This window comes from Telluria sp. Soil_C_11, from assembly GCF_057657395.1.
On the sequence record NZ_JBDGIN010000008.1, the window covers coordinates 267,754 to 292,328 of the forward strand.

The window sequence follows — 24,575 nt, forward strand, 5'->3', positions numbered from 1 at the left end:
TCGCCTGCCGCTCTGCGCCAGGCTCCGGCGGGCGGGACTTATTTTGAAGATACAGGATTCAACGATGGCAACTCTCACCAACCTGCTGGACTTCGATCCCGCGCAGCTCGTCGCCTACTGCGCCGAGTTGGGGGAGAAGCCGTTCCGCGCCAAACAGCTGCAGCGCTGGATCCACCAGTTCGGCGTGTCGAATTTCGACGACATGACCGACCTCGCCAAGTCGCTGCGCGAAAAGCTGAAGACCCGCGCCGAAGTCCGCGCACCAGGCATCATCAGCGACCACACCTCGAGCGACGGCACCCGCAAATGGCTGGTCGACGTCGGCAACGGCAATGCGGTCGAGACCGTGTTCATCCCGGAAGAGACGCGCGGCACGCTGTGCATCAGCACGCAGGCCGGCTGCGCCGTCAACTGCCGCTTCTGCTCGACCGGCAAGCAGGGCTTCAACCGCAACCTGACCGTGGCCGAGATCATCGGCCAGCTGTGGATGGCCGAGTTCGAGCTGCGCAAGACGAAAGGCATCGAAGGCGGTCCGAAGGGCGAGCGCCAGATCACCAACGTGGTCATGATGGGCATGGGCGAGCCGCTGCTGAACTTCGAGCCGACCGTCACCGCGCTCAAGCTGATGTTGGACGATAACGCCTACGGTCTGTCGCGCCGCCGCGTGACCGTCTCGACCTCGGGCGTGGTGCCGAACATGGACAAGCTGAGCCAGGAATGCCCGGTGGCGCTGGCCGTCTCGCTGCACGGCTCGAACGATCCGCTGCGCGACATGCTGGTCCCGCTGAACAAGAAATACCCGCTGCGCGAGCTGATGGCCGCGTGCAGGCGCTACCTGGAGTTCGCGCCGCGCGACTTCATCACCTTCGAATACTGCATGCTCGACGGCGTCAACGACACCGACGAGCACGCGCGCGAGCTGATCGCCCTGGTCAACGACCCGGTCGTGGGCGTGTCGTGCAAATTCAACCTGATTCCGTTCAACCCGTTCCCGGAATCGGGCCTGGTGCGCTCGAAAAACCCGCGCATCAAGGCCTTCGCCCAGATCCTGATGGATGCCGGCCTCGTCACCACGATCCGCAAGACCCGCGGCGACGACATCGACGCCGCCTGCGGCCAGCTGGCCGGCGAAGTCAAGGACCGTACCCGCGTCAACGAACGGATGAGCAAGATGGCCGAATACCAGCAAAAGTTCGGTCCGAACTTCGGCAAGATCGTGGAGATCCCTTCTTGAAGCCGGTGCTGGCCGCAAGCGCCGCCTGCGCATGTGCTGCGATCCTTGCGCTGGGCCTGCTGGCAGGCTGCGCAAGCGCGGGCGGAGACTCCCCGCGCGAACTCCGGACCGCGTCCGACCAGACCGCGTCCGAAAAGCGCGCCCAGATCCGCCTGCAGCTGGCGGTCGGCTACTACCAGGACCGCAAGTACGAGATCGCGCTGGACGAGGTCAAGCAGGCGATCGCCGCCGCGCCCGACTATGCCGACGCCTACGGCTTCCGCGCCCTGATCTACAGCGCGATGGGCGAGAACGCACTGGCCGACGAGAATTACCGGCACGCGCTGCGCCTGGCGCCGCGCAATCCGGACCTGGCCAACAACTACGGGCTGTTCCTGTGCGACGCCGGCGGCAAGCCGGCCCAGGGGCTGGGCTATTTCGAGGCGGCGCTGAAGAACCCGCAGTACGGTTCGCCGGCCAAGGCCCTCACGAATGCCGGCAACTGCAGCCTGAAACTGAAGAATACCGACGCGGCCGAGCGCTACCTGCTCGAGGCCTTGCGTTACGAACCCGAGCTGCCGGCCATCCAGGCCGGCCTGGCGCGGGTCTATTTCGAGCGGCGCGACGCCAACCGCGCCGGGTTTTTCATCAACCGCCTGACGGAAGCAGCGAAGCCGGAATCGCTGTCGGCCGACGTGCTGTGGCTGGCCATCCGGGTCAAGCACATGCTGGGCGACCGGGCCACCGAAGCCACCCTCGCGGCCCAGCTGCGCAAGCGCTTCCCCGGCTCGCCCGAATACGCGGCGTTCGAGCGCGGTGCATTTAACGAGTGAGAGAGACGATGAGTTCCGAGCGTGCAGATGAGCCGATGACGCCCGACAACCAGCAAGGCAGCCCGGGCAGGGTGCTGGCCGCCCAGCGCGAAGCGATGGGCTGGACGGTGGAACAGGTGGCCGACCAGCTGAAACTGGCGGTGCGCCAGGTGATTGCGCTGGAGGCAGGCGATTACGCTTCCCTGCCGAGCCCGGCCGTGACGCGCGGCTTCGTGCGCGCCTATGCCAAGCTGATGAAACTCGATCCGGCGCCGCTGGTGGCGCAGATCGCGATCGATACGCCGGCGCCGGCCGAGACGGGCGCCGCCCCGGTGCGCCGTCCGACCCCGGCGTCGTTCTCGCAAGCGAAATTCCCGTCGCACGGCAAGCGCTCCTCGCTGCCGCTGGGCTGGATCGCCGCCGCCGTGGTGCTGGCGGCCGCCGCCGGCGCCGCCTGGAAGTTCGGCGTGCTGCCGGGCGGCCATGGCGAAACGACGACCGCGGCCCCGGCCCCGGCCGCCACGAACGGCGCCTCGCCTGAAGCGGCCCGCGGCAGCTCGACCGAGGTCCTGCAGAATCCTTCGGTGCCCCTGATTTCGGTGCCCGGCCCGGCCAGCGCGCCGGCCTCGCAGCCGGCCTCTGACGCCCCGTCCGGCAGCGTTGCCCCCGGACCCGTCGTGAACACGCCGGCGACCACCGCCACCGGCGCGCCGCCGACCAGCGTGCCGGCAGCACCGGCCAATCCGGTCACGAGCCAGGGTGCGGGCGCGCAGCCGGCGGCAGCCGCCGCAAGCCCGGCCGGCGCCACCGCCCCGGCCGGCGCGAACGCCCTGGTGTTGAACGTGCGCGAGGATGCCTGGATCGAAGTCCGGCCGGCCAAGGGCGGCACGCCGATGATCAAGCGCCTGGTCAAGGCCGGCAGTACCGAGACCTTCAACGTCGACCAGCCGGTGCGCATCATCGTCGGCAACCCGAATGGCGTCTCGGCCAGCCTGCGCGGGGCCCCGGTGGCGCTGCCGCTGGTGCCGGGCAAGACCTACTCGCTGGTCAACGTGCAATAACGAACGCAATAACGGAATACAGCGCAACATGACTTCTACCAACATGCCCATCCCCTCCGGTCCCCTGGCGCGCCGCCCCAGCCGCGGCGTGCTGGTCCGGCACGGTGAGCGCAAGGTCTGGGTGGGCGGCGACGCCCCCGTCGTCGTGCAGTCGATGACGAATACCGATACCGCCGACGTGATCGGCACCGCGATCCAGGTCAAGGAACTGGCCCGCGCCGGTTCCGAGATCGTCCGCATCACCGTCAACACGCCGGAAGCGGCGGCGGCCGTGCCGGCCATCCGCGAACAGCTCGACCGGATGGACGTCGACGTCCCGCTGGTCGGCGACTTCCACTACAACGGCCACCTGCTGCTGCGCGACTTCCCGGAATGCGCGCAGGCGCTGTCGAAGTACCGCATCAACCCGGGCAACGTGGGGCAGGGCGCCAAGCGCGACACCCAGTTCGCCCAGATGATCGAAACCGCCATCAAGTACGACAAGCCGGTGCGCATCGGCGTCAACTGGGGCAGCCTGGACCAGTCGCTGCTGGCCCGCATCATGGACGAGAACGCCGGCCGCGCCCAGCCCTGGAGCGCCCAGGCCGTGATGTACGAAGCCTTGATCACCTCGGCGATCGAGAACGCCCAGCGCGCCGAAGAGATCGGCCTGGGCCGCGACAAGATCGTCCTGTCGTGCAAGGTGTCCGGCGTGCAGGACCTGATCGCCGTCTACCGCGAGCTGGGCAAGCGCTGCGACTATGCGCTGCACCTGGGCCTGACCGAAGCCGGCATGGGCAGCAAGGGCATCGTCGCCTCGACCGCGGCCCTGTCCGTGCTGCTGCAGGAAGGGATCGGCGACACCATCCGCATCTCGCTGACCCCGGAACCGGGCGGCGACCGCACCAAGGAAGTCGTGGTGGGCCAGGAAATCCTGCAGACCATGGGCTTGCGCAAGTTCACCCCGATGGTGATCGCCTGCCCGGGCTGCGGCCGCACGACCTCGACCGTGTTCCAGGAGCTGGCCGACAACATCCAGACCTTCCTGCGCGAGCAGATGCCGGAATGGAAGAAGACCTATCCGGGCGTGGAAGCGATGAACGTGGCCGTGATGGGCTGCATCGTCAACGGCCCGGGCGAATCGAAGCACGCGAACATCGGCATCTCGCTGCCCGGCACCGGAGAGTCCCCGGCCGCGCCGGTCTTTGTGGATGGCCAAAAGGTCGCTACACTGCGGGGCGAGCGGATCGTGGATGAGTTCAAGACGATCGTGCTGGATTACGTGCAGAAGAATTACGGGAAGCAGGCAGCAACCGTCTGATCGTTACGCGCACTAAAAATACCGTCGTCCCCGCGCAGGCGGGGACCCAAGGTCGATGAGCCGCCGAAACGCGGACAACTTGGGTTCCCGTCTTCGCGGGAACGACGGCAAGGAAAAATAGAAATGTCCGACAAAAAAGAGAAATTCAGTGCCATCAAAGGCATGAACGACATCCTCCCGGCCGATGCGCCGCTGTGGGAGCTGTTCGAAAACACCGCCGAGTCCGTGCTGAAGAGCTACGGCTACCAGAAGATCGTCACCCCGATCGTCGAGGAAACCGGCCTGTTCGCGCGCGCCATCGGCGCCGTCACCGACATCGTCGAGAAGGAGATGTATTCCTTCACCGATTCGATGAACGGCGACCAGCTGACCCTGCGCCCGGAAGGCACGGCCGGCGTGGTGCGCGCCGTGGTCGAGCACAACATGGCCTACGACGGTCCGAAGCGCCTGTGGTACAAGGGCCCGATGTTCCGCCACGAGCGTCCGCAGCGCGGCCGCTACCGCCAGTTCTTCCAGTTCGGCGCCGAAGCGATCGGCTTTGCCGGCCCGGACATCGACGCCGAGCTGATCATGCTGTGCCGCCGCCTGTGGGACGACCTGGGCCTGGACAACATCCGCCTCGAGCTCAACTCGATCGGCAATGCCGAGGAGCGCCAGCGCCACCGCGCCGACCTGATCGCCTACTTCGAAGCCAACGCCGAGCTGCTGGACGCCGAAGCCAAGCGCCGCCTGCACGCGAACCCGCTGCGCATCCTCGACACCAAGAACCCGGCGATGCAGGACATGGTCAACAAGGCGCCGCAGCTGCTGAGCTACCTGGGCGGCGAGTCGCTGGCCCACTTCGAGGGCCTGAAGAAGATCCTCGACGCCAACAACGTCCAGTACACCGTCAACCCGCGCCTGGTGCGCGGCCTGGATTACTACAACCGCACCGTGTTCGAGTGGGTCACCGACGAACTGGGCGCCCAGGGCACCGTCTGCGCCGGCGGCCGCTACGACCCGCTGATCGAGACCTTCGGCGGCAAGCCGACCCCGGGCATCGGTTTCGCGATGGGCATGGAACGCCTGATCGAGCTGATGAAGGGCCAGGGCGAACCGGCCGCGCCGGGCCAGTGCGACGTCTACATGGTGCACCAGGGCGAGGAAGCCCAGCTGAAAGCCTTCATCCTGGCCGAGCGCATCCGCGACGCCGGGCTGGACGTGGTCCTGCACTGCGCCACGCCGCAGGGAGCGGGCAGCTTCAAGAGCCAGATGAAGAAGGCCGACGGCTCCGGCGCCGCGTTCGCCGTGATCATCGGCGAGGACGAGGTCAAGAACGAAGTGGTGGCGGTGAAGTCGCTGCGCGAAGCCGAAGGGGGAACCCAGCAGACCAGCGTCGCCTTCGACGAGGCGGTCGACTTCATCGTCGACCAGGTCATCGGCGGCGGCCACGACTGCGGCCCCGACTGCGAAGAGCACGGTCATCATCATCGTCCATAATCACTAACCAGAACTAGAGAAGACTCCATGGCATACGATCTCGAAGAACAAGAACAGATAGCCAATTTCAAGGCCTTCTGGAACCGCTTTGGCAACCTGATCAGCTGGGTGCTGATCATCGCGCTGGGCAGCTACGCCGGCTACAACTTCTGGAACTCGCACCAGCGCGGCAAGGCTGCCGAAGCCTCGGGCCTGTACGACAGCCTGGCCGATGCGGCCCAGGCCAACGACAACGCGAAAGTCCAGCGCATGGCGGCCGACATCGAAAGCAAGTACGACAGCACCGCCTACGCCCAGATGGCCGCGCTGGCCGCCGCCAAGACCGCTTTCGACGCCAACGACCTGAAGGCCGCCAAGGCCCAGCTGCAGTGGGTGGTCGACCACGGCAACGACGAGTACAAGTCGATTGCGCGCCTGCGCCTGTCCGGCGTGCTGCTCGACGAGAAGGCATATGACCAGGCGCTGGCGGTCCTGAACGGCGACGTCCTGCCGCAGTTCGCCGCCGAAGTGGCCGACCGCAAGGGCGACGTGCTGGTGGCGCAGAACAAGCTGGCGGAAGCCCGCACCGCCTACCAGGCAGCGCTCGACAAGATGGACAAGAAGCACCCGGGCCGCCAGATCGTGCAGATCAAGCTGGAAGCGATTGGCGGTACGGTGCCGGAAGCGGCAAAGGCCGCTGCCTAATCGTCGTTCCCGCGCAGGCGGGAACCCAAGTTGCGTGCGTTATGTTAGCTCATGCAAAACTTGGGTTCCCGCCTTCGCGGGAACGACATTTCAGCGTGCGCGTTTCGGAGCACGTGTTTTCAAGTTTGTAGGTCTCCAAGAACAAGGCAAAAGAATATGCGTATTACCCGCAAGCTCGTTGGTGTCGGTGTCCTCGCCCTGATGACGGGCTGCTCGACGATCAGTTCGCTGAACCCGTTCGCATCCAAGCCGAAGGGCAACCTGCCGGCGCCGCTGGTCGACCTGAAAGGGTCGATGGCGGTGCGCACCGCCTGGAAGCTGGAAGTCGGCAAGTCCGGCAGCTACCAGTTCACCCCCGCGCTGGCCGGCAATACCGTGATCGTGGCCGGCGGCGACGGCACGCTGGTGCGTGCGGAATCCGCCAGCGGCCGCCAGCTGTGGCGCGTCAAGGCCGGCATGATGCTGACCGCCGGCGTCGGCACCGACGGCAACCTGATCGTGGTCGGCGGCGAGAAGGGCCAGCTGCTGGCCTTCGACATGGATGGCAAGCAGCTGTGGAAGGCCCAGCTGTCGAGCGAGGTCCTGTCCTCGCCGGTGGTGGGGCAGGGCGTGGTGGTGGCGCGCAGCGTCGACAACCGCATCGTCGGCATCGACGCCGCGACCGGCCAGAAGAAATGGACCGTGCAGCGCGCCGCGCCGCCGCTGACCCTGCGCCTGGCGCCGGGCATGGTCGTGCATGACAAGGACGTGATCATCGCCCAGCCGGGCGGCAAGCTGCTGTCGCTGGTGCTGGCGACCGGCGCACCGCGCTGGGAGATCGAAGTCGGCGTGGCGCGCGGCGCCACCGAACTGGAACGCGTGACCGACATCGGCGGCTACCCGGTGGTGTTCGAGGGCGACGTCTGCGCCGTTTCCTACCAGGGCCGCGCCGGCTGCTGGGACGTCACCAACGGCAGCCCGCGCTGGACCCGCGACATCTCGTCCGAAGCGGGCGTGGCGGTCGACCAGCGCTTCGTCTTCGTCACCGACGAAAAGGGCGCCGTCTACGCCTACAACCGCGAAACCGGCACCAGCGCCTGGAAGAACGACAAGCTGGCCTTCCGCCGCCTGTCGACTCCGGTGTCCTACGGCCGCGCCGTCGCGGTCGGCGACTACCAGGGCTACGTGCACTTCCTGTCGCGCGAGGACGGAGCCTTCCTGGCCCGTGCCGCCACCGACGGCAGCGCGATCAGCTCGACCCCGCTGGTCGCGGGCTCGAACCTGATTTTTCAAACACAAAACGGAACCGTGACAGCGATCGCGGTGGAATAAGATACTTACATGAAGCCGGTAATTGCACTCGTAGGACGTCCCAACGTCGGGAAGTCCACCCTATTCAACCGCATGACCCGCTCGCGTGACGCGCTGGTGGCGGACCTGCCCGGCCTGACGCGCGACCGCCACTACGGCGAGGGCCGCATGGGCGAACGCCCCTTCCTGGTGATCGACACCGGCGGTTTCGAACCGGTCGCCAAGGAAGGCATCATGCACGAGATGGCGCTGCAGACGAAGCAGGCCGTGGCGGAAGCCGACGTGGTGATGTTCATCGTCGACGGCCGCCAGGGCCTGACGCCGCACGACAAGACCATCACCGACTTCCTGCGCAAGTCGGGACGCAAGGTCATGCTGGTGGTGAACAAGAGCGAGGGCATGAAGTACACTAGCGTCACCGCCGAGTTCTATGAGCTCGGCATGGGCGACCCCTACGTGATCTCGGCCGCCCATGGCGACGGCGTGCTCGACCTCGTCAACGAGGCGATCGACCAGGCCGCGACCCTGCGTCCGCAGGAAGAGGCCGAGTTCGATCCGGCCGACTACGGCGTCAAGATCGCCCTGATCGGCCGTCCGAACGTCGGCAAGTCCACGCTGATCAATACCCTGGTCGGCGAGCAGCGCGTGATCGCCTTCGACATGCCCGGCACCACCCGCGATTCGATCGAGGTGCCGTTCGAGAAAGGCGGCAAGCACTACACGCTGATCGATACCGCCGGCATCCGCCGCCGCGGCAAGGTGTTCGAAGCGGTCGAGAAGTTCTCGGTCGTGAAGACGCTGCAGTCGATCTCGGAAGCCAACGTGGTCGTGCTGATGCTGGATGCACAGGCCGACATCGCCGAGTCGGACGCCCACATCGCCGGCTTCATCCTGGAATCCGGCCGCGCCCTGGTGGTCGCCGTCAACAAGTGGGACGGCCTGACCTCCGACCAGCGCGACCAGGTCAAGAACGACATCGACCGCAAGCTCGACTTCCTGTCCTTCGCCGAGACCAAGTTCATCTCGGCGCTGAAGGGCACCGGCATCAACCAGCTGATGAAGGCGATCGATACGGCCTATGCCGCCGCCACCGCCAAGCTGTCGACCCCGCGCCTGACGCGTGCGCTGCAGGAAGCGGTCGAGAAGCAGGAACCGAAGCGCAAGGGCAGTACCCGCCCGAAGATGCGCTATGCCCACCAGGGCGGCCAGAACCCGCCCATCATCGTCATCCACGGCAATGCCCTGGATGGCATCACCGAGCCGTACAAGCGCTATCTCGAGAAGCACTTCCGCGAGACGTTCGACCTGATCGGCACGCCGCTGCGGATCGAACTGCGCAGCGGGAAGAACCCGTTCGCGAAAGAGTGACGCCTGCTTTTTTTAAGCCAGGTTTAACCATAGCAGTACGACAAAAAACGCCAAAACAGGTTACAGTAGGCTTGGGACATCATTCACAACCTGAGAATGTTGGCCCGAGCACTTGAAAACCGGCGTAGCGCCTCAATTTTTATACGACAACAACATTACGGAGCTGTTATGAGCAACAAAGGGCAACTGTTACAAGACCCATTCCTCAACGCCTTGCGCAAGGAACACGTCCCCGTCTCGATCTACCTGGTCAACGGGATCAAGCTCCAGGGGCATATCGAATCCTTCGACCAGTATGTGGTTCTGCTCCGCAATACCGTCACCCAGATGGTTTACAAGCACGCCATTTCCACCGTTGTCCCGGCACGTGCCGTCAACCTCAACCTCGAACAAGACGCCGAGTGAGGTCGATGGCTGACGTTTCCGGCAACACCATGCGCGCAGCATTGGTCGGTATCGATTTCGGCGTTGGCGATTTCAAGGCCAGCCTCGAAGAACTGGCACTGCTGGCGCGCTCCGCCGGAGCGGATCCGATCACCACGATCACCGCAAAACGCAATAGTCCCGATCCCGCGCATTTCGTCGGCAGCGGCAAGGCCGACGAAATCGCCCAGGCCTGCCTGGCCGAGCGGGTCGAGATCGTCATTTTCAACCACGCCCTGTCGCCCGCCCAGCAGCGTAACCTGGAGCGGAAACTGAACGTGCGCGTGGTCGATCGCACCAGCCTGATCCTCGACATCTTCGCCCAGCGCGCCCAGAGTCATGAGGGCAAGCTGCAGGTCGAGCTGGCCCAGCTGCAGCACCTGGCCACGCGCCTGATCCGCGGCTGGACCCACCTCGAGCGCCAGAAGGGCGGTATCGGCCTGCGCGGTCCCGGTGAAACCCAGCTGGAAACCGACCGCCGCCTGATCGGCGAGCGCGTCAAGATGCTGCGCACCCGCCTGGCCAAGCTGCGCAAGCAGCATGAAACCCAGCGCCGCTCGCGCGGCCGCAACCAGACTTTCTCGGTGTCGCTGGTCGGCTATACCAACGCCGGCAAGTCGACCCTGTTCAATACCCTGACCAAGGCCGGGGTCTACGTCGCGAACCAGCTGTTCGCGACCCTGGACACCACCAGCCGCCGCCTGTACCTGGGCGAGGAAACCGGCAACGTGGTGGTCTCCGATACGGTCGGTTTCGTGCGCGAACTGCCGCACCAGCTGGTGGCCGCCTTCCGCGCCACGCTGGAAGAAACCATCCATGCCGACCTGCTGCTGCACGTGGTCGACGGTTCGTCGCCGGTGCGCATGGAGCAGATCGAGCAGGTCAACGAGGTGCTGCGCGAAATCGGCGCAGACCACATCCCGCAGATCCTTGTCTGGAACAAGATCGATGCGGCCGGGCTCGAGCCCGGGGTGGAACGTGATGAATATGATAAAATCAGCCGCGTTTTTATCAGCGCCCACAGTGGCGCAGGCCTGGATCTGCTGCGCGACGCGATCGTCGAGGCGGCCAGAACCGAGCCCGGTATGACGCATGCCTACGAGCAGGACGGTGAGGATCCCGGCTTTGCGCACGACGTGCAGGCCGGGGCGGCTGAGAATATTCCGACTTCCACCCATGTGGGACCACACTAGCCTATGCTCGTTTCACTCTTCAGACGTCTCGGCATCACCCTGTCACTGAACGATCCCCATTGGGGCAACAGCCATCAGCCCGGCGACAAGCCCAAGGCCCAGCAGGGCAAGGGTCCCGGCAACGATGGCCCGCCCGACCTCGACCAGCTCTGGCGCGACTTCAACCAGCGCCTGAACCGCCTGTTCGGCAAGCGCGGCGGCGATGGCGGCGGCTACCGTCCGGATGCCCGCGGCGTCGGCCTCACCGCTTCCGTGGCCGGCGCGATCCTGGCCCTGATCTGGCTCGCCAGCGGCGCCTTCATCGTGCCGGAAGGGCAGGTCGGCCTGGTCACCACCTTCGGCCAGCTCTCGCACAAGACCGGCGCCGGTTTCAACTGGCGCTGGCCGGCGCCGTTCCAGGCCCACGAGACGGTCAACGTGGCCCAGGTCCAGACCGCGGAAATCGGCTACCGCGCCAACGTGCGCAACAAGCAGCCGAACGAGGCGCTGATGCTGACCGCGGACGAGAACATCGTCGACGTCCAGTTCTCGGTGCAGTACAAGGTCACCGATCCGGTCGCCTGGGTGTTCAACAACCGCGACCAGGTCGAGACGGTGCGCGACGCCGCCGAGACCGCCGTGCGCGAACTGGTCGGCCGCGCGCAGATGGATGCGCTGCTGGCCGAGAACCGCGACCGGCTGGCCGGCGAGGCCCAGCGCATGATCCAGAAGATGGTCGACGGCTACAAGCTGGGCGCCGCCGTCACCGGCGTGACCGTGCAGTCGCTGGCGGCGCCCGAGCAGGTCGCCGGCGCCTTCGAGGAAACCGTCAAGGCCCAGGAAGACCGCGCCCGCGCCCGCAGCGAAGCGCAGGCCTATGCCGACGACATCATCCCGCAGGCCAAAGGCAGGGCAAGCCGCATGATCCAGGACGCCGAGGCCTACCGCGCGACGGCCGTGAACACTGCCGAAGGCGCGGCCGCCCGCTTCAACCAGGTCGTGGCCGAGTACGCGAAAGCGCCGGCCGTCACCCGCGACCGCATGTACCTGGACACCATGCAGCAGATCTTCTCCAGCACCAGCAAGGTCATGGTCGACGCCAAGACCTCGAACCAGATCTATTTGCCGCTCGACCGCATGCTGACCCAGTCGGTCGCCAACGAGGCGGCGCTCGGCAGCCGTTCCGGTCCGATCATGCCGGCGCCGCAGGGCGGCGTCCAGCCGGGCCAGGCGCAGGCGGTGCCGCAGGCAGGCAACCCTGCGCCGCAAGCCCCGGCGGCGGCGGCTGGCCAGCCGCAGAATCAACAGCAGAGCCCGCAGCAGAACCAGGCCGCGCCGGCGCAGGACGCCCACCCGCAGCCGGAAGCGGTGCGCAAGATCGATCCGCGCAGCCGCGAATCCGCGCGTGACAGGGAGGCCCGCTGATGAGCCGCCTGATATCGATCGCGATCGGGGCGGCCATCGTCCTGTTCCTCGTGGCCTCGAGCATGTTCGTGGTCGACCAGCACCGCTACGCCGTGGTCTATGCCCTTGGCGAGCTGCGCGAAGTGATCAAGGAACCGGGCCTGCACTTCAAGCTGCCGCCGCCGTTCCAGAACGTGGTCTACCTCGACAAGCGCCTGCAGACCCTCGACACCGCCGACGGCGAACGCTTCCTGACGGCGGAGAAGAAGGACCTGCTGGTCGACGCCTTCGTCAAATGGCGCGTCATTGATCCGCGCCAGTACCTGGTGGCGGTCGGCGGCGGCAACGCGGATCGCGGCGCCGAGCGCCTGGCCCAGGTGGTGCAGGTCGCCCTGAACGCCGAGATCGGCGCGCGCAAGACCTCTGAGGTGCTGTCCGGCCAGCGCGAGCAGCTGGCCGCGGCCCTGCGCGAGCGCATTGCGGCCGGCAGCCGCCAGCTCGGCGTCGAGATCGTCGACGTGCGCCTGAAGCGCGTGGACTTCAGCGCCCAGGTGAATGCCGCCGTGCTCGAACGCATGAAGGCCGAGCGCGTGCGCGTGGCCAACGAAACCCGTTCGACCGGCGCCGCCGAAGCCGAGGGCATCCGCGCCGACGCCGACCGCCAGCGCAGCGTGATCCTGGCCGAAGCCGCCCGCGACGCCCAGACCATCATGGGCGAGGGCGATGCGAAGGCCACCCAGATCTACGCCCAGTCCTTCGGCAAGAACCCCGAGTTCTACCGCTTCTACCGCTCGCTGGAAGCGTATCGCGCGACCTTCAAGAGCCGCAGCGACGTGCTGGTGCTGGATTCGAACTCCGAGTTCTTCAAGTATTTCAAAGGGCCGGGCAGCGGTAAATAATTCGTAGGGTGGGCACCGCGTGCCCACGCGTGACGTTCGCGTACCGCATGCGCCCGCGTGGGCACGGGGTGCCCACCCTACGTGGAACTCCGGCAACGTTAACAATCGCTCCAGTGCATCTTCTACGCCAATCCCGACCGGTTTTCGGTTAAAATCGTCGATTCGGCGCAGAATACGCGTGCAAAGCCGCGCATTCCGTTGACCAATCTTTAACAACTCCCGACAGCTTTGCCCATGCCTACTTGGCTATTGCCCGAGAATATCGCCGACGTCTTGCCGTCCGAAGCGCGCAAGATCGAGGAACTGCGCCGCCTGATGCTCGACACCTTCCGCACCTACGGATACGAGCTGGTCATGCCGCCGATGCTCGAGTACGTCGAATCGCTGCTGGCCGGCGCCGGGCAGGACACCGACTCCAAGACCTTCAAGCTGGTCGATTCGATGAGCGGCCGCCTGCTCGGCCTGCGCGCCGACATGACCACCCAGGTCGCCCGCATCGACGCCCACCTCTTGAACAGGGATAGCGTTACCCGCCTGTGCTATGCCGGCACGGTGCTGCATACCCGCCCGTCCGGCCTGCACGCCACCCGCGAGCAGCTGCAGATCGGCGCCGAGATCTACGGTCACGCCGGCCTCGAAGCCGACGCCGAGATCCAGGAACTGGCGCTGGCCTCGCTGGCCCTGGCCGGCTTCGAGCAGCCGCGCCTGGACCTGTCGCACGCCGGCGTGCTGCGGGCGATCCTGGCCGAAGACGCGGCCGCGAAACGCGACGAGCAACTGCTGCACGGCCTGCTGAAGTCGAAGGACATGCCGGGCCTCGACGAGGCCACCGAACATTACGCCAGCGCGACCCGCGCCGCCCTGATGGCGCTGCCGAACCTCTACGGCGACGTCGACGTGCTGGCGCGCGCGAAGGAAGTCCTGCCGGCGCTGCCGGGCATCACCCGCGCGCTGGGCGAACTGGCCGCGCTGGCCGCCTGCACCATCGGCCGCGCCGAAGTCGCGATCGACCTGGCCGACCTGCGCGGCTACCAGTACGAGAGCGGCGCCATGTTCGCGCTCTACGTGCCGGGCCTGCCGAACGCGGTGGCGCGCGGCGGCCGTTACGACCACGTCGGCGAAGCCTTCGGACGCGCGCGTCCGGCAACCGGCTTCTCGCTCGACCTGCGCGAACTGGCGCGGCTGCTCCCCACCGCGGATCGCAAGCACGCCATCCGTGCGCCGTGGGGCAATGCGCCCGAACTGCGCGAAAAAATCGCTGAACTGCGGAATAGCGGCGAAGTCGTGATCCAGTCCATGCCGGGTCACGAGAATGTACAGGACGAGTTCGAGTGCGACCGCGTGCTCGTCCTCGAACAAGGAAATTGGATTCTCAAAAACTTAGGTTAAGTGATGTCAAATACTGCTAAGAACGTCGTTGTCATCGGCACCCAATGGGGCGATGAAGGCAAGGGTAAGATCGTCGACTGGCTGACCGACCATGCCGCTGGCGTGGTGCGTTTCCAGGGCGGCCATAACGCCGGCCACACGCTGGTGATCAAGGGCCAGAAGACCGCCCTCCAGCTGATCCCGTCGGGCATCATGCGCGAAGGCGTGGCCTGCTACATCGGCAACGGCGTCGTGGTGTCGGTGCCGGACGTGATGCGCGAGATCGACAAGCTCGAAGCCGCCGGCGTCGAAGTCGCTTCGCGCCTGAAGATCTCGGAAGCCTGCCCGGTCATCCTGCCGTACCACGTCGCCATCGACGTGGCCCGCGAAGCCAAGCGTGGCGTCAACAAGATCGGCACCACCGGCAAGGGCATCGGCCCGGCCTACGAAGACAAGGTCGCACGCCGCGCGATCCGCATCGCCGACATGCTGAACGAAACCCGCTTCGCGGAGAAGCTGCGCGAGAACCTGGACTACCACAACTTCGTGCTGACCGGCTACCTGGGCGGCCAGGCAGTGGACTTCCAGAAGACCTTCGACGACGCGATGGCCCTGGTGCCGCGCCTGCGCCCGATGGTCGGCGACGTTTCGTCGGCCCTGTACGCGGCCCACAAGGCCGGCGGCAACCTGCTGTTCGAAGGCGCCCAGGGCTCGCTGCTGGACGTCGATCACGGCACCTATCCGTTCGTGACCTCGTCGAACTGCGTGGCCGGCAACGCCGCCGCCGGTTCGGGCGTGGGCCCGGGCATGCTGCACTACATCATGGGCATCACCAAGGCCTACACGACCCGCGTGGGTTCGGGCCCGTTCCCGTCCGAACTGCCGACCGACGCCGGCGTCGGCGAGCACCTGTCGCGCGTGGGCCACGAGTTCGGCACCGTGACCGGCCGTGCGCGCCGCTGCGGCTGGTTCGACGCGGCGCTGCTGCGCCGCTCGGTCCAGATCAACGGCGTGTCGGGCATGTGCCTGACCAAGCTGGACGTGCTGGACGGCATCGAGTCCCTGAAACTCTGCACCGGTTACAGGATCGACGGCCGTGACGTCGACATCTTCCCGGTCGGCGCGGAAGAGGCGGCAGCCTGCGTGCCGGTCTACGAAGAAATGCCGGGCTGGAAGGAAAGCACCGTCGGCGCCAAGTCCATGGACGAGCTGCCGGCCAACGCCCGCGCTTACATCAAGCGCATCGAAGAGCTGGTCGGTGTCCCGGTCGACATGGTCTCGACCGGCCCGGACCGCGAAGAAACCATCGTGCTGCGTCACCCGTTCGCCGCCTAATTTTAATAAGAAAGGGCTTCGAAAACCGTCGCGAGCGGCGGCAATGTTGGCTGAGAAGCGCAGCTGTACGAGTAGTACAGCGAGCATCGCAAGCCGACAGTGCAACGCGCAGCAGGTTTGCGGAGCCCGGCAAAAAGGAAAGTTGAAAGTGAATACTCCTGCATCGACTGACAAGGATCTGTGGGTCTCCTGGGATGAGTACAACCGCCTGGTCGAGCGCCTGGCGCTGCAAGTCTACGAATCGAACTGGAAGTTCGACATGGTGCTGTGCCTGGCGCGCGGCGGCGTGCGCCCGGGCGACGTGATCTCGCGCATCTTCGACGTGCCGCTGGCGATCCTGTCGACCAGCTCCTACCGCGAAGAAGCCGGCACCAAGCAGGGCAACCTGGACATCGCCAAGTACATGACGATGACCAAGGGCCCGCTGGCCGGCAGGATCCTGCTGGTCGACGACCTGGCCGATTCCGGCGTGACCCTGCACAAGGTGCGCGAGCACCTGCAGACCAACTACCCGGACGTCACCGAAGTGCGCTCGGCCGTCATCTGGGTCAAGGGCACCTCGTCGTTCGTGCCGGACTACCACCTGGAAGACCTGCCGCACAACCCGTGGATCCACCAGCCGTTCGAAGACTACGACGGCCTGCGTCCGCACCAGCTGTCGGCGTGGATGAAGAAGTTCGAGAAGAACTGATTCACACCGTCGCACGCGCAGGTGTGAAGAGTGCCGCTGGCACTCTTCACCCCAAGTAAAAATCGGGGCAGCGCCCCGATTTTTTTTTACCTGTACGCGCCGCTCCCCCAGTTCTTGTGCCGGCAGAACCGGTACCACTGGCCGCACATCGACGCCAGCGCCAGGATCACGCCCGAACCGGCCAGGATCAGCACCACGCCGAAAGTGGAATGGCCGGCGGTCTGCGCCACCATCGAGAAGGCCCACAGCGGCGCCAGGCCGCCGGCGTGGCGGATTTCCTGTCCCTGCTCATCTGTGGCTCTTTCTCCCCCTTGCTGGCGTTTCGATAGCGCCGCTCCACCCGTGACCGTCCGGGCCCCATGTCGCTTTCCGGTCACTGGCATGACTGACAATTTGTAATTATGTTGCAAATGGGAAAGTTTCCCGTCTATAATCTTCTTGTTAATACACAAGGAGATCTGCGTGACCCCATCCCGCGAAGTGATTTTTATCGACCAGTCCGTGGTCGGCTGGCAATCGATCGTCGCCGGCCTCGCCGACGGCGTGCATATCGTGATGCTGGACAGCACCCAGGATGGGCTCATCCAGATCGCCGCCGCCCTGGCAACGGAGCGCGAGCTCGATGCGATCCACATCGTATCGCACGGCAGCGCGGGACAAATCACGCTGGGCGGCGCCGGCATCGATGCGGGCGCGCTGGCGCAGTACGCAGACACGCTGGCGGCGATCGGCCGCAGCCTGTCAGCCACCGGTGACATCCTGCTGTACGGCTGCGAGGTCGGGCAGGGCGCCACCGGCGAACACTTCCTGCAGCAACTGGCGGCGTACACGGGCAGCGATGTGGCGGCCTCGGCCGACCTGACCGGCGCGGCTGCGCTCGGCGGCAACTGGGCGCTGGAAGCCCGGGTCGGCACCGTCACGACGCAGGCCATCGACGGTTCCGCCTATGCCGGCACGCTGGCGATGGTATCCGGCAGCGCCTACAACGACTACCTCGAGGGGACCGACGGCACGGACACGCTCTCCGGCGGCGCCGGCGACGATACCCTGGCCGGCAGCGCCGGCGACGATCTCATGGATGGCGGCGCCGACGGCTACTTTGGCGACACGATCGACTATTCGGCCGGACCGGCAGGCGTCAGCGTCAACCTGGCGACGGGCAAGGCGACCGACAACTGGGGCAATACGGACACGCTGGTCGGCATCGAGCACATCACCGGTTCCGCCTTCGCGGACACCCTGATCGGCAACACTGGCAATAACTGGTTCCGTCCCGGCGACGGCAATGACGTGGTCATCGGCAACGGCGGCAACGACACCGTGATGTACGAGGACGCGCCCAATGGCGTCACGGTCGACCTCGTCAACGGAGTGGCGTCCGGCGCCGACATCGGCGTCGATACCCTGAGCGGGATCCGCAATGTCCATACGGGCGGAGGCGCGGATGTCATCCAGCTGTCCGACCTCGGCGGTTACGTGTTCGCCCGCGCCGGCGACGACACCCTCATCGGCGGCGCCGGCAACGATATCCTGTACGGCGGCAGCGGCAACGACACCATCGACGGCGGCGGCGGCCGCGACTACATCAACTTCCAGGTCGATGCCTACGATGGCGGCCCGGCCGTGACCGGTCTCGGCGTCACGGTCGACCTCGCCGCCGGCACCGTCATCGACAACTGGGGCGATACCGATACGGTGGCCAACATCGAGGACGTGTCGGGCTCGGTGTATGCCGACAGCATTATCGGCAATGCCGCCGACAACTTCCTGTACGGCGCCGCGGGCGACGACACCATCGACGGCGGCGACGGCAACGACGGGATCAGTGGCGATGCCGGCAACGACAACCTGCAGGGCGGTAACGGCGACGACCAGCTCGACGGCGGTTCCGGCAACGACGTGCTGGATGGCGGCGCGGGCCGCGACAGCGTCTCCTACCAGAACGATATCGAAGCGGGCACGACCGGCTTCGGGGTCCATGTCGACCTGGAGGCTGGCTATGCCAACGACAACTGGGGCGGCATCGACAGGCTGGTCAACATCGAAGACGTGACGGGCTCGCGCTACCGCGATACGCTCATCGGGGACGCCGGCGACAACACCCTGCGCGGCGGGGGCGACGACGACCTGCTGGTCGGCGGCGCCGGCAACGACGTCCTGGACGGCGGCGCCAATGGCGGCGCCGGCGACACCGTCGATTACTCGGCCGGCCCGGCGGGCGTCAGCGTGAACCTGGCGGCCGGCATCGCCACCGACAGCTGGGGCAATACCGACACCCTGATCGGCATCGAGCATGTCACCGGCACGGCATTTTCGGACACCCTGGTCGGCAACGCCGGGATCAACTGGTTCCGTCCCGGCGACGGCAACGACACGGTCGTGGGCAATGGCGGCGACGACGTCGTGATGTATGACGGGATCACCAGCGCCATCAATGTCGACCTGCGGGCAGGCACCGCTTCCGGCGCCGGGATCGGCAACGATACCCTGATCGGGATCCGCAACCTCCACACCGGTGCGGGTGCGGACACCGTCCAGCTGGGCGACCTGGGCGCCTACGTGTTCGGACGCGGCGGCGACGACAAGCTCACCGGCGGCAACGGCAACGACAATTTCATCGGCGGCAGCGGCAACGACACGATCGACGGCGGGGCAGGCCGCGACACGGCGAGCTACCTGGACGACACCTATGACGGCAACGTCACCGTCTCCGCCACCGGCGTCGGCGTGACGGTCGACCTGGCGGCCGGCTTCGCCATCGACAACTGGGGCAATGTCGACACCCTGGTCAGCATCGAGATGGTGCAAGGTTCGCAGTATGCCGACAGCATCACCGGCGACGAGGCCAATAACGACCTGCATGGCGACGCCGGCAACGACACCCTCGGCGGCGCCGGCGGCAACGACTGGCTCGACGGCGGCGACGGCGACGACACCCTGCGCGGCGGCGCGGGCATGGACCAGCTGCTCGGCGGTGACGGCAACGACACCATCGACGGCGGCGACGGCGTCGACATTGTCAACTATGGCAGCGAGGGCGGCAGCGCCAAGCCGACCGGCTTCGGCGTCGTGGTCAACCTGTCGACCGGGGTCGCCACCGACAACTGGGGCAAGACCGACCAACTGTCCGGCATCGAAGACGTGCAGGGTTCGCGCTATGCCGACATCATCATCGGCAATGCAGCCGGCAACAACCTGCATGGCGACGCCGGCAACGACTTCCTCGGCGGCGGCGATGGCAACGACTGGCTCGACGGTGGCGAAGGCAACGACAGCCTGGACGGCGGCGCCGGCAACGATGCGTTCGGCGGCGGCGCCGGCAACGACACCCTGGTCGGCGGCGACGGCACCGACACCGTCACTTACACGAACGATTACGGCAGCATCGCGCCGACCGGTCTCGGCGTGACGGTCAACCTGGCCACCGGCACCGCCACCGACAACTGGGGCAATGCCGACCAGCTGTCCGGCATCGAGAACGTGGACGGCTCGCGCTATGCCGACGTCATCATTGGCAACGCCGCCGACAACGCCCTGTGGGGCCAGGACGGCAACGATACCCTGAACGGCGGCGACGGCAACGACTGGCTCGATGGTGGCGACGGCAACGACAACCTCGCCGGCGGCACTGGCAACGATTCCTTCAGCGGCGGCGCCGGCAACGACCTCATCAATGGCGGCGATGGCGCCGACCGGGTCACTTACTCGAACGACTACGGCAGCATCGCGCCGACCGGCCGCGGCGTGACGGTCAACCTGGCCACCGGCACCGCCACCGACAACTGGGGCAATGCCGACCAGTTGGTGAGCATCGAAAACGTGGACGGCTCGCGCTACGCCGACGTCATCACCGGCGATGCCGCCAACAACAACCTGTGGGGTGGCGAGGGCGGCGATACGCTGGCTGGCGGCGATGGCAACGACTGGCTCGATGGTGGCGACGGCAACGACAGCCTCACCGGCGGCACCGGCAACGACTCCTTCAATGGCGGCGCCGGCAACGACCTCATCAATGGCGGCGATGGCGCCGACCGGGCCACTTACTCGAACGACTACGGCAGCATCGCGCCGACCGGTCTCGGCGTGACGGTCAACCTGGTCACCGGCACCGCCACCGACAACTGGGGCAATGCCGACCAGCTGGTAAGCATCGAGAACGTGGACGGCTCGCGCTATGCCGACGTCATCACCGGCAATGCCGGCGACAACAGCCTGTGGGGCGGCGATGGCAGCGACAAGCTGGCCGGCGGCGACGGCAACGACTCGCTCGACGGCAGTAACGGCAACGACATCCTGCAGGGCGGCGCCGGCTTCGACCAGCTCAGCGGCGGCGCGGGCGACGACATCCTGGACGGCGGCGACGGCAACGATACCGCCAACTATGCGAACGACTACGGCCTCGGCAGCGCGATGCCGACCGGTGCCGGCGTGACGGTCGACCTGGCCGCAGGGATTGCCATCGACAACTGGGGCAACATCGATACCTTGACCAGCATCGAGCGGGTGCAAGGTTCGCGCTACGCCGACAGCCTCGGCGGCGATGACGCCAACAACAACCTGTATGGCAACGCCGGTAACGACACCCTCATCGGCGCCGGCGGCAACGACTGGCTCGACGGGGGGGAGGGCACGGACAACCTGCGCGGCGACGCGGGCGACGACCAGCTCAGCGGCGGCGCCGGCAACGACGTGATCAATGGTGGAGACGGCCGCGACACCGTCAACTACGGCAGCGACTACGGCAGCATTGCGCCGACCGGCGCCGGCGTGAGCGTCAACCTGGGCGCCGGCATCGCCACCGACAACTGGGGCAATACCGACTTCCTGGCCGGCATCGAGAATGTCTCGGGTTCACGCTATGGCGACGTCATCACCGGCAATGCCGCCGACAACAGCCTGTGGGGACAGGACGGCAACGACACGCTGAGCGGCGGCGACGGCAACGACTGGCTCGACGCCGGCACCGGCAACGACACGCTGCTGGGCGGCGCCGGCAACGATGCACTCGAGGGCGACGGGGGCGACGATACGCTCGATGGCGGCGCCGGCATCGATATCGCCGAGTACTGGAATAGCGAAGGGTCGGTTGCGGGCACCGGCGTGACGGTGAACCTGCTCACCGGCACCGCCACCGACAACTGGGGCTATGCCGACAAGCTCGCCGGGATCGAGAACGTGTCCGGCTCGCGCTACGGCGACACCCTCACCGGCGATGCCGCCGGCAATGCCCTGTATGGGCGGGACGGCAACGACCTGCTGAGCGGCGGCGACGGTAACGACCAGCTCGCCGGAGGCGCCGGCAACGACGTGCTGGATGGCGGCAATGGCCGCGACTACGCGGATTACCGCGACAGCTTCAGCGCGGACCCCACGACCGGCGCCGCCGGCATCAAGGTCAACCTGGCCACCGGCACCGCGACCGACAACTGGGGCAACACGGATACCCTGGTCGGCATCGAGGACGTGCTGGGCACGCAATTCGCCGATAACATCATCGGCAACGCCGGCGAAAACCAGCTCCAGGGCTATGGCGGCAACGACACCCTGGACGGCGGCGCCGGCGCCGATGTCATGATCGGCGGCGATGGCAACGACATCTATTACGTGCGCGATGCCGGCGACAGCGTCGTCGAGATCAATGCCAACGCAGCCGTGGGCGGCAGCGATACCGTCTACAGCTATCTGGGCGCCTACACGCTCGGCGCGAACGTCGAGAACGGTCGCATCTTGTCCACGGGCGTGGCCAACCTCACCGGTAATGCGCTGGACAACACCATTTATGCGGGTACCGGCGACAACGTCATCGATGGCGGTGACGGCATCGATACCGTGTCCTTCAATTACGGCGTGACCGGCACGACCGGCGTCACCGCCAACCTGCTCACCGGCAAGGTGAGCGGTTCCGGCACCGATACCCTGGTCAATATCGAGTCGCTCTACGGCACCAACAATGCCGACAACTTCACCGGCGACGCCAAGGCGAACACCCTGTACACCTATGGCGGCAACGATACCCTGGACGGCGGCGCGGGTGCCGATACCATGGTTGGCGGCGACGGCAACGACATCTATTACGTGCGCGATGCCGGCGACAGCGTCGTCGAAACCAATGCCAACGCAGCCGTGGGCGGCACCGATCTCGTCTACAGCTACATCGGCGCCTACACGCTGGGCGCCAACGTCGAGAACGGCCGCATCCTGACCGCCGGCGCGGCCAACCTGACCGGCAATGCGCTCGACAATTTCCTGTATGCGGGAACGGGCGACAACGTCATCAATGGCGGCGACGGCATCGATACCGTGTCGTTCTACTATGGCGTCACCGGCACGACCGGCGTCACCGCCAGCCTGGTCACGGGCAAGGCGAGCGGTTCCGGCGCCGATACCCTGGTCAACATCGAGCGGCTCTACGGCACGAATAACGCCGACAATTTCACCGGCGACGCCAAGGCGAACACCCTGACCACCTATGCCGGCAACGACATCCTGGACGGCGGCGCCGGCGCCGACACCATGGTCGGCGGCGACGGCAACGACATTTATTATGTGCGCGATGCCGGCGACAGCGTCGTCGAAACCAATGCCAACGCAGCAGCGGGTGGCAGCGATACCGTCTACAGCTACCTGGGCGCCTACACGCTGGGGGCCAACGTCGAGAACGGCCGCATCATGACCGCCGGCGCGGCCAACCTGACCGGCAACGCACTGGACAATTTCCTGTATGCGGGCACCGGCGACAACGTCCTCAATGGCGGCGACGGCATCGATACCGTGTCGTTCTACTACGGCGTCTCCGGCACAACCGGCGTCACCGCCAGCCTGGTAACCGGCAAGGCAAGCGGTTCCGGTACCGACACCCTGGTCGGCATCGAACAGCTCTACGGCAGCAACAACGCCGACAACTTCACCGGCGACGCGAAAGCCAATTACTTCTACACCTATGCCGGCAACGATATCCTCGACGGCGGCGCGGGCGCCGATACCATGGTAGGCGGCGACGGCAACGACATCTATTACGTGCGCGATGCCGGCGACAGCGTCGTCGAGACCAATGCCGACGCAGCCGTGGGCGGCACCGATCTCGTCTACAGCTACATCGGCGCCTACACGCTGGGCGCCAACGTCGAGAACGGCCGCATCCTGACCGCCGGCGCGGCCAACCTGGCCGGCAATGCACTGGACAATTTCCTGTATGCGGGCGCCGGCGACAACGTCCTCAATGGCGGCGACGGCATCGATACCGTGTCGTTCTACTATGGCGTCACCGGGACGGCCGGCGTCACCGCCAACCTGGTCACCGGCAAGGCGAGCGGTTCCGGCGCCGACACCCTGGTCGGCATCGAGCGGCTCTACGGCAGCAACAATGCCGACAACTTCACCGGCGACGCCAAGGCCAACTACCTCTACACCTATGCCGGCAACGACACCCTGGACGGCGGCGCGGGCGCGGATACCATGGTCGGCGGCGACGGCAACGATATTTACCATGTCGACAATGCCGGCGATGTGGTATCCGAGACCAGCGCGCTGGCGGCCGGCGGCATCGACAAGGTCATCTCGTCGATCAGTTACAGCCTCGGCGCCAACGTCGAGAACCTGCAGCTGTTGGACGGCGCCATCAACGGTACCGGCAATGAATTGGCGAACACGATCGTCGGGGGGGCGGGGAACAACGTCATCAACGGCGGCCTCGGCAACGACGTGCTGACCGGGGGCGCAGGCGCGGACTACTTCGTCTTCAACACGGCCCTGAACGGCACGGCGAACGTCGACCGCATCACCGACTTCTCGACGGTGTACGACACGATCAGGCTGGAGAACGCCGTGTTCACCAAACTGACCGCCACGGGCACGCTGGGCGCCAACAACTTCAAGGTGATCGGCTCGGCGCCGCTCGACGCCGACGACTTCATCCTGTACGACAAGGCCAGCGGCTACCTGTACTACGACGCCGACGGCTCCGGCGCCGGCGCCGCGGTCAAGTTTGCGCTGGTCGGCGTGAACTTGAGCCTGACCTACGCCGATTTCACGGTGATCTGACCGCCGGTGATCTCAGCGGCATCGCGCGCCCGTCCG

17 protein-coding genes are annotated in these 24,575 nt (G+C 66.3%); 16 read left to right on the forward strand and 1 reads right to left on the reverse strand.

What is annotated here, in order from left to right:
- Nucleotides 1-64: 64 nt before the first annotated feature.
- The 15 genes from rlmN to AC3A6M_RS15905 all read left to right on the forward strand — a co-directional run bounded on the left by rlmN (nt 65) and on the right by AC3A6M_RS15905 (nt 16,499).
- Entirely contained in the window at nt 65-1,234 is a 1,170-nt protein-coding gene (gene rlmN / locus AC3A6M_RS15835) for a dual-specificity RNA methyltransferase RlmN (RefSeq protein ID WP_487853677.1), read from the forward strand.
- A gap of 5 nt (nt 1,235-1,239) precedes the next feature.
- Entirely contained in the window at nt 1,240-2,046 is an 807-nt protein-coding gene (gene pilW / locus AC3A6M_RS15840) for a type IV pilus biogenesis/stability protein PilW (RefSeq protein ID WP_487853704.1), read from the forward strand.
- An 8-nt stretch (nt 2,047-2,054) separates the two neighbouring features.
- The gene (locus AC3A6M_RS15845) at nt 2,055-3,086 is read left to right on the forward strand and encodes a RodZ domain-containing protein (RefSeq protein ID WP_487853678.1); all 1,032 of its coding nucleotides are present in this window, start codon (nt 2,055-2,057) and stop codon (nt 3,084-3,086) included.
- A gap of 28 nt (nt 3,087-3,114) precedes the next feature.
- Nucleotides 3,115-4,386: a flavodoxin-dependent (E)-4-hydroxy-3-methylbut-2-enyl-diphosphate synthase gene (gene ispG / locus AC3A6M_RS15850; RefSeq protein ID WP_487853679.1), complete on the forward strand. Its 1,272-nt coding sequence runs from the start codon at nt 3,115-3,117 to the stop codon at nt 4,384-4,386.
- Nucleotides 4,387-4,509: 123 nt separating this feature from the next.
- Complete coding sequence (hisS, locus tag AC3A6M_RS15855) at nt 4,510-5,865, forward strand: histidine--tRNA ligase (protein WP_487853680.1); 1,356 nt, start codon at nt 4,510-4,512, stop codon at nt 5,863-5,865.
- Between the two features lie 27 nt (nt 5,866-5,892).
- On the forward strand, nt 5,893-6,549 hold the full coding sequence (locus AC3A6M_RS15860) for a YfgM family protein (RefSeq protein WP_487853681.1): 657 nt from the start codon (nt 5,893-5,895) through the stop codon (nt 6,547-6,549).
- Nucleotides 6,550-6,705: 156 nt separating this feature from the next.
- Nucleotides 6,706-7,860, forward strand: a complete 1,155-nt coding sequence (gene bamB / locus AC3A6M_RS15865) for an outer membrane protein assembly factor BamB (protein WP_487853682.1) — start codon at nt 6,706-6,708, stop codon at nt 7,858-7,860.
- 9 nt (nt 7,861-7,869) lie between these two features.
- The gene (der, locus tag AC3A6M_RS15870) at nt 7,870-9,207 is read left to right on the forward strand and encodes a ribosome biogenesis GTPase Der (protein WP_487853683.1); all 1,338 of its coding nucleotides are present in this window, start codon (nt 7,870-7,872) and stop codon (nt 9,205-9,207) included.
- A gap of 168 nt (nt 9,208-9,375) precedes the next feature.
- On the forward strand, nt 9,376-9,612 hold the full coding sequence (gene hfq, locus AC3A6M_RS15875) for an RNA chaperone Hfq (RefSeq protein ID WP_036168820.1): 237 nt from the start codon (nt 9,376-9,378) through the stop codon (nt 9,610-9,612).
- 29 nt (nt 9,613-9,641) lie between these two features.
- On the forward strand, nt 9,642-10,823 hold the full coding sequence (gene hflX, locus AC3A6M_RS15880) for a GTPase HflX (RefSeq protein ID WP_487853705.1): 1,182 nt from the start codon (nt 9,642-9,644) through the stop codon (nt 10,821-10,823).
- Nucleotides 10,824-10,826: 3 nt separating this feature from the next.
- A complete protein-coding gene (gene hflK / locus AC3A6M_RS15885; protein WP_487853684.1) occupies nt 10,827-12,227 on the forward strand; it encodes an FtsH protease activity modulator HflK in 1,401 nt (466 codons plus the stop codon).
- Entirely contained in the window at nt 12,227-13,105 is an 879-nt protein-coding gene (gene hflC / locus AC3A6M_RS15890; RefSeq protein WP_487853685.1) for a protease modulator HflC, read from the forward strand. The genes hflK and hflC overlap by 1 nt, the downstream gene beginning before the upstream one ends.
- Before the next feature lie 234 nt (nt 13,106-13,339).
- Nucleotides 13,340-14,494, forward strand: a complete 1,155-nt coding sequence (locus AC3A6M_RS15895) for an ATP phosphoribosyltransferase regulatory subunit (RefSeq protein WP_487853686.1) — start codon at nt 13,340-13,342, stop codon at nt 14,492-14,494.
- A gap of 3 nt (nt 14,495-14,497) precedes the next feature.
- A complete protein-coding gene (locus tag AC3A6M_RS15900) occupies nt 14,498-15,808 on the forward strand; it encodes an adenylosuccinate synthase (protein WP_487853687.1) in 1,311 nt (436 codons plus the stop codon).
- 148 nt (nt 15,809-15,956) lie between these two features.
- Nucleotides 15,957-16,499 (forward strand): phosphoribosyltransferase, encoded by a 543-nt coding sequence (locus tag AC3A6M_RS15905; RefSeq protein ID WP_487853688.1) that lies wholly within the window; start codon nt 15,957-15,959, stop codon nt 16,497-16,499.
- An 86-nt stretch (nt 16,500-16,585) separates the two neighbouring features.
- Here AC3A6M_RS15905 and AC3A6M_RS15910 read toward each other — a convergent pair whose 3' ends face one another.
- Nucleotides 16,586-16,882, reverse strand: a complete 297-nt coding sequence (locus AC3A6M_RS15910) for a hypothetical protein (RefSeq protein WP_487853689.1) — start codon at nt 16,880-16,882, stop codon at nt 16,586-16,588.
- Between the two features lie 79 nt (nt 16,883-16,961).
- Here AC3A6M_RS15910 and AC3A6M_RS15915 point away from each other — a divergent pair, with 79 nt between their 5' ends.
- The gene (locus AC3A6M_RS15915; protein WP_487853690.1) at nt 16,962-24,539 is read left to right on the forward strand and encodes a DUF4347 domain-containing protein; all 7,578 of its coding nucleotides are present in this window, start codon (nt 16,962-16,964) and stop codon (nt 24,537-24,539) included.
- Nucleotides 24,540-24,575 lie beyond the last annotated feature (36 nt).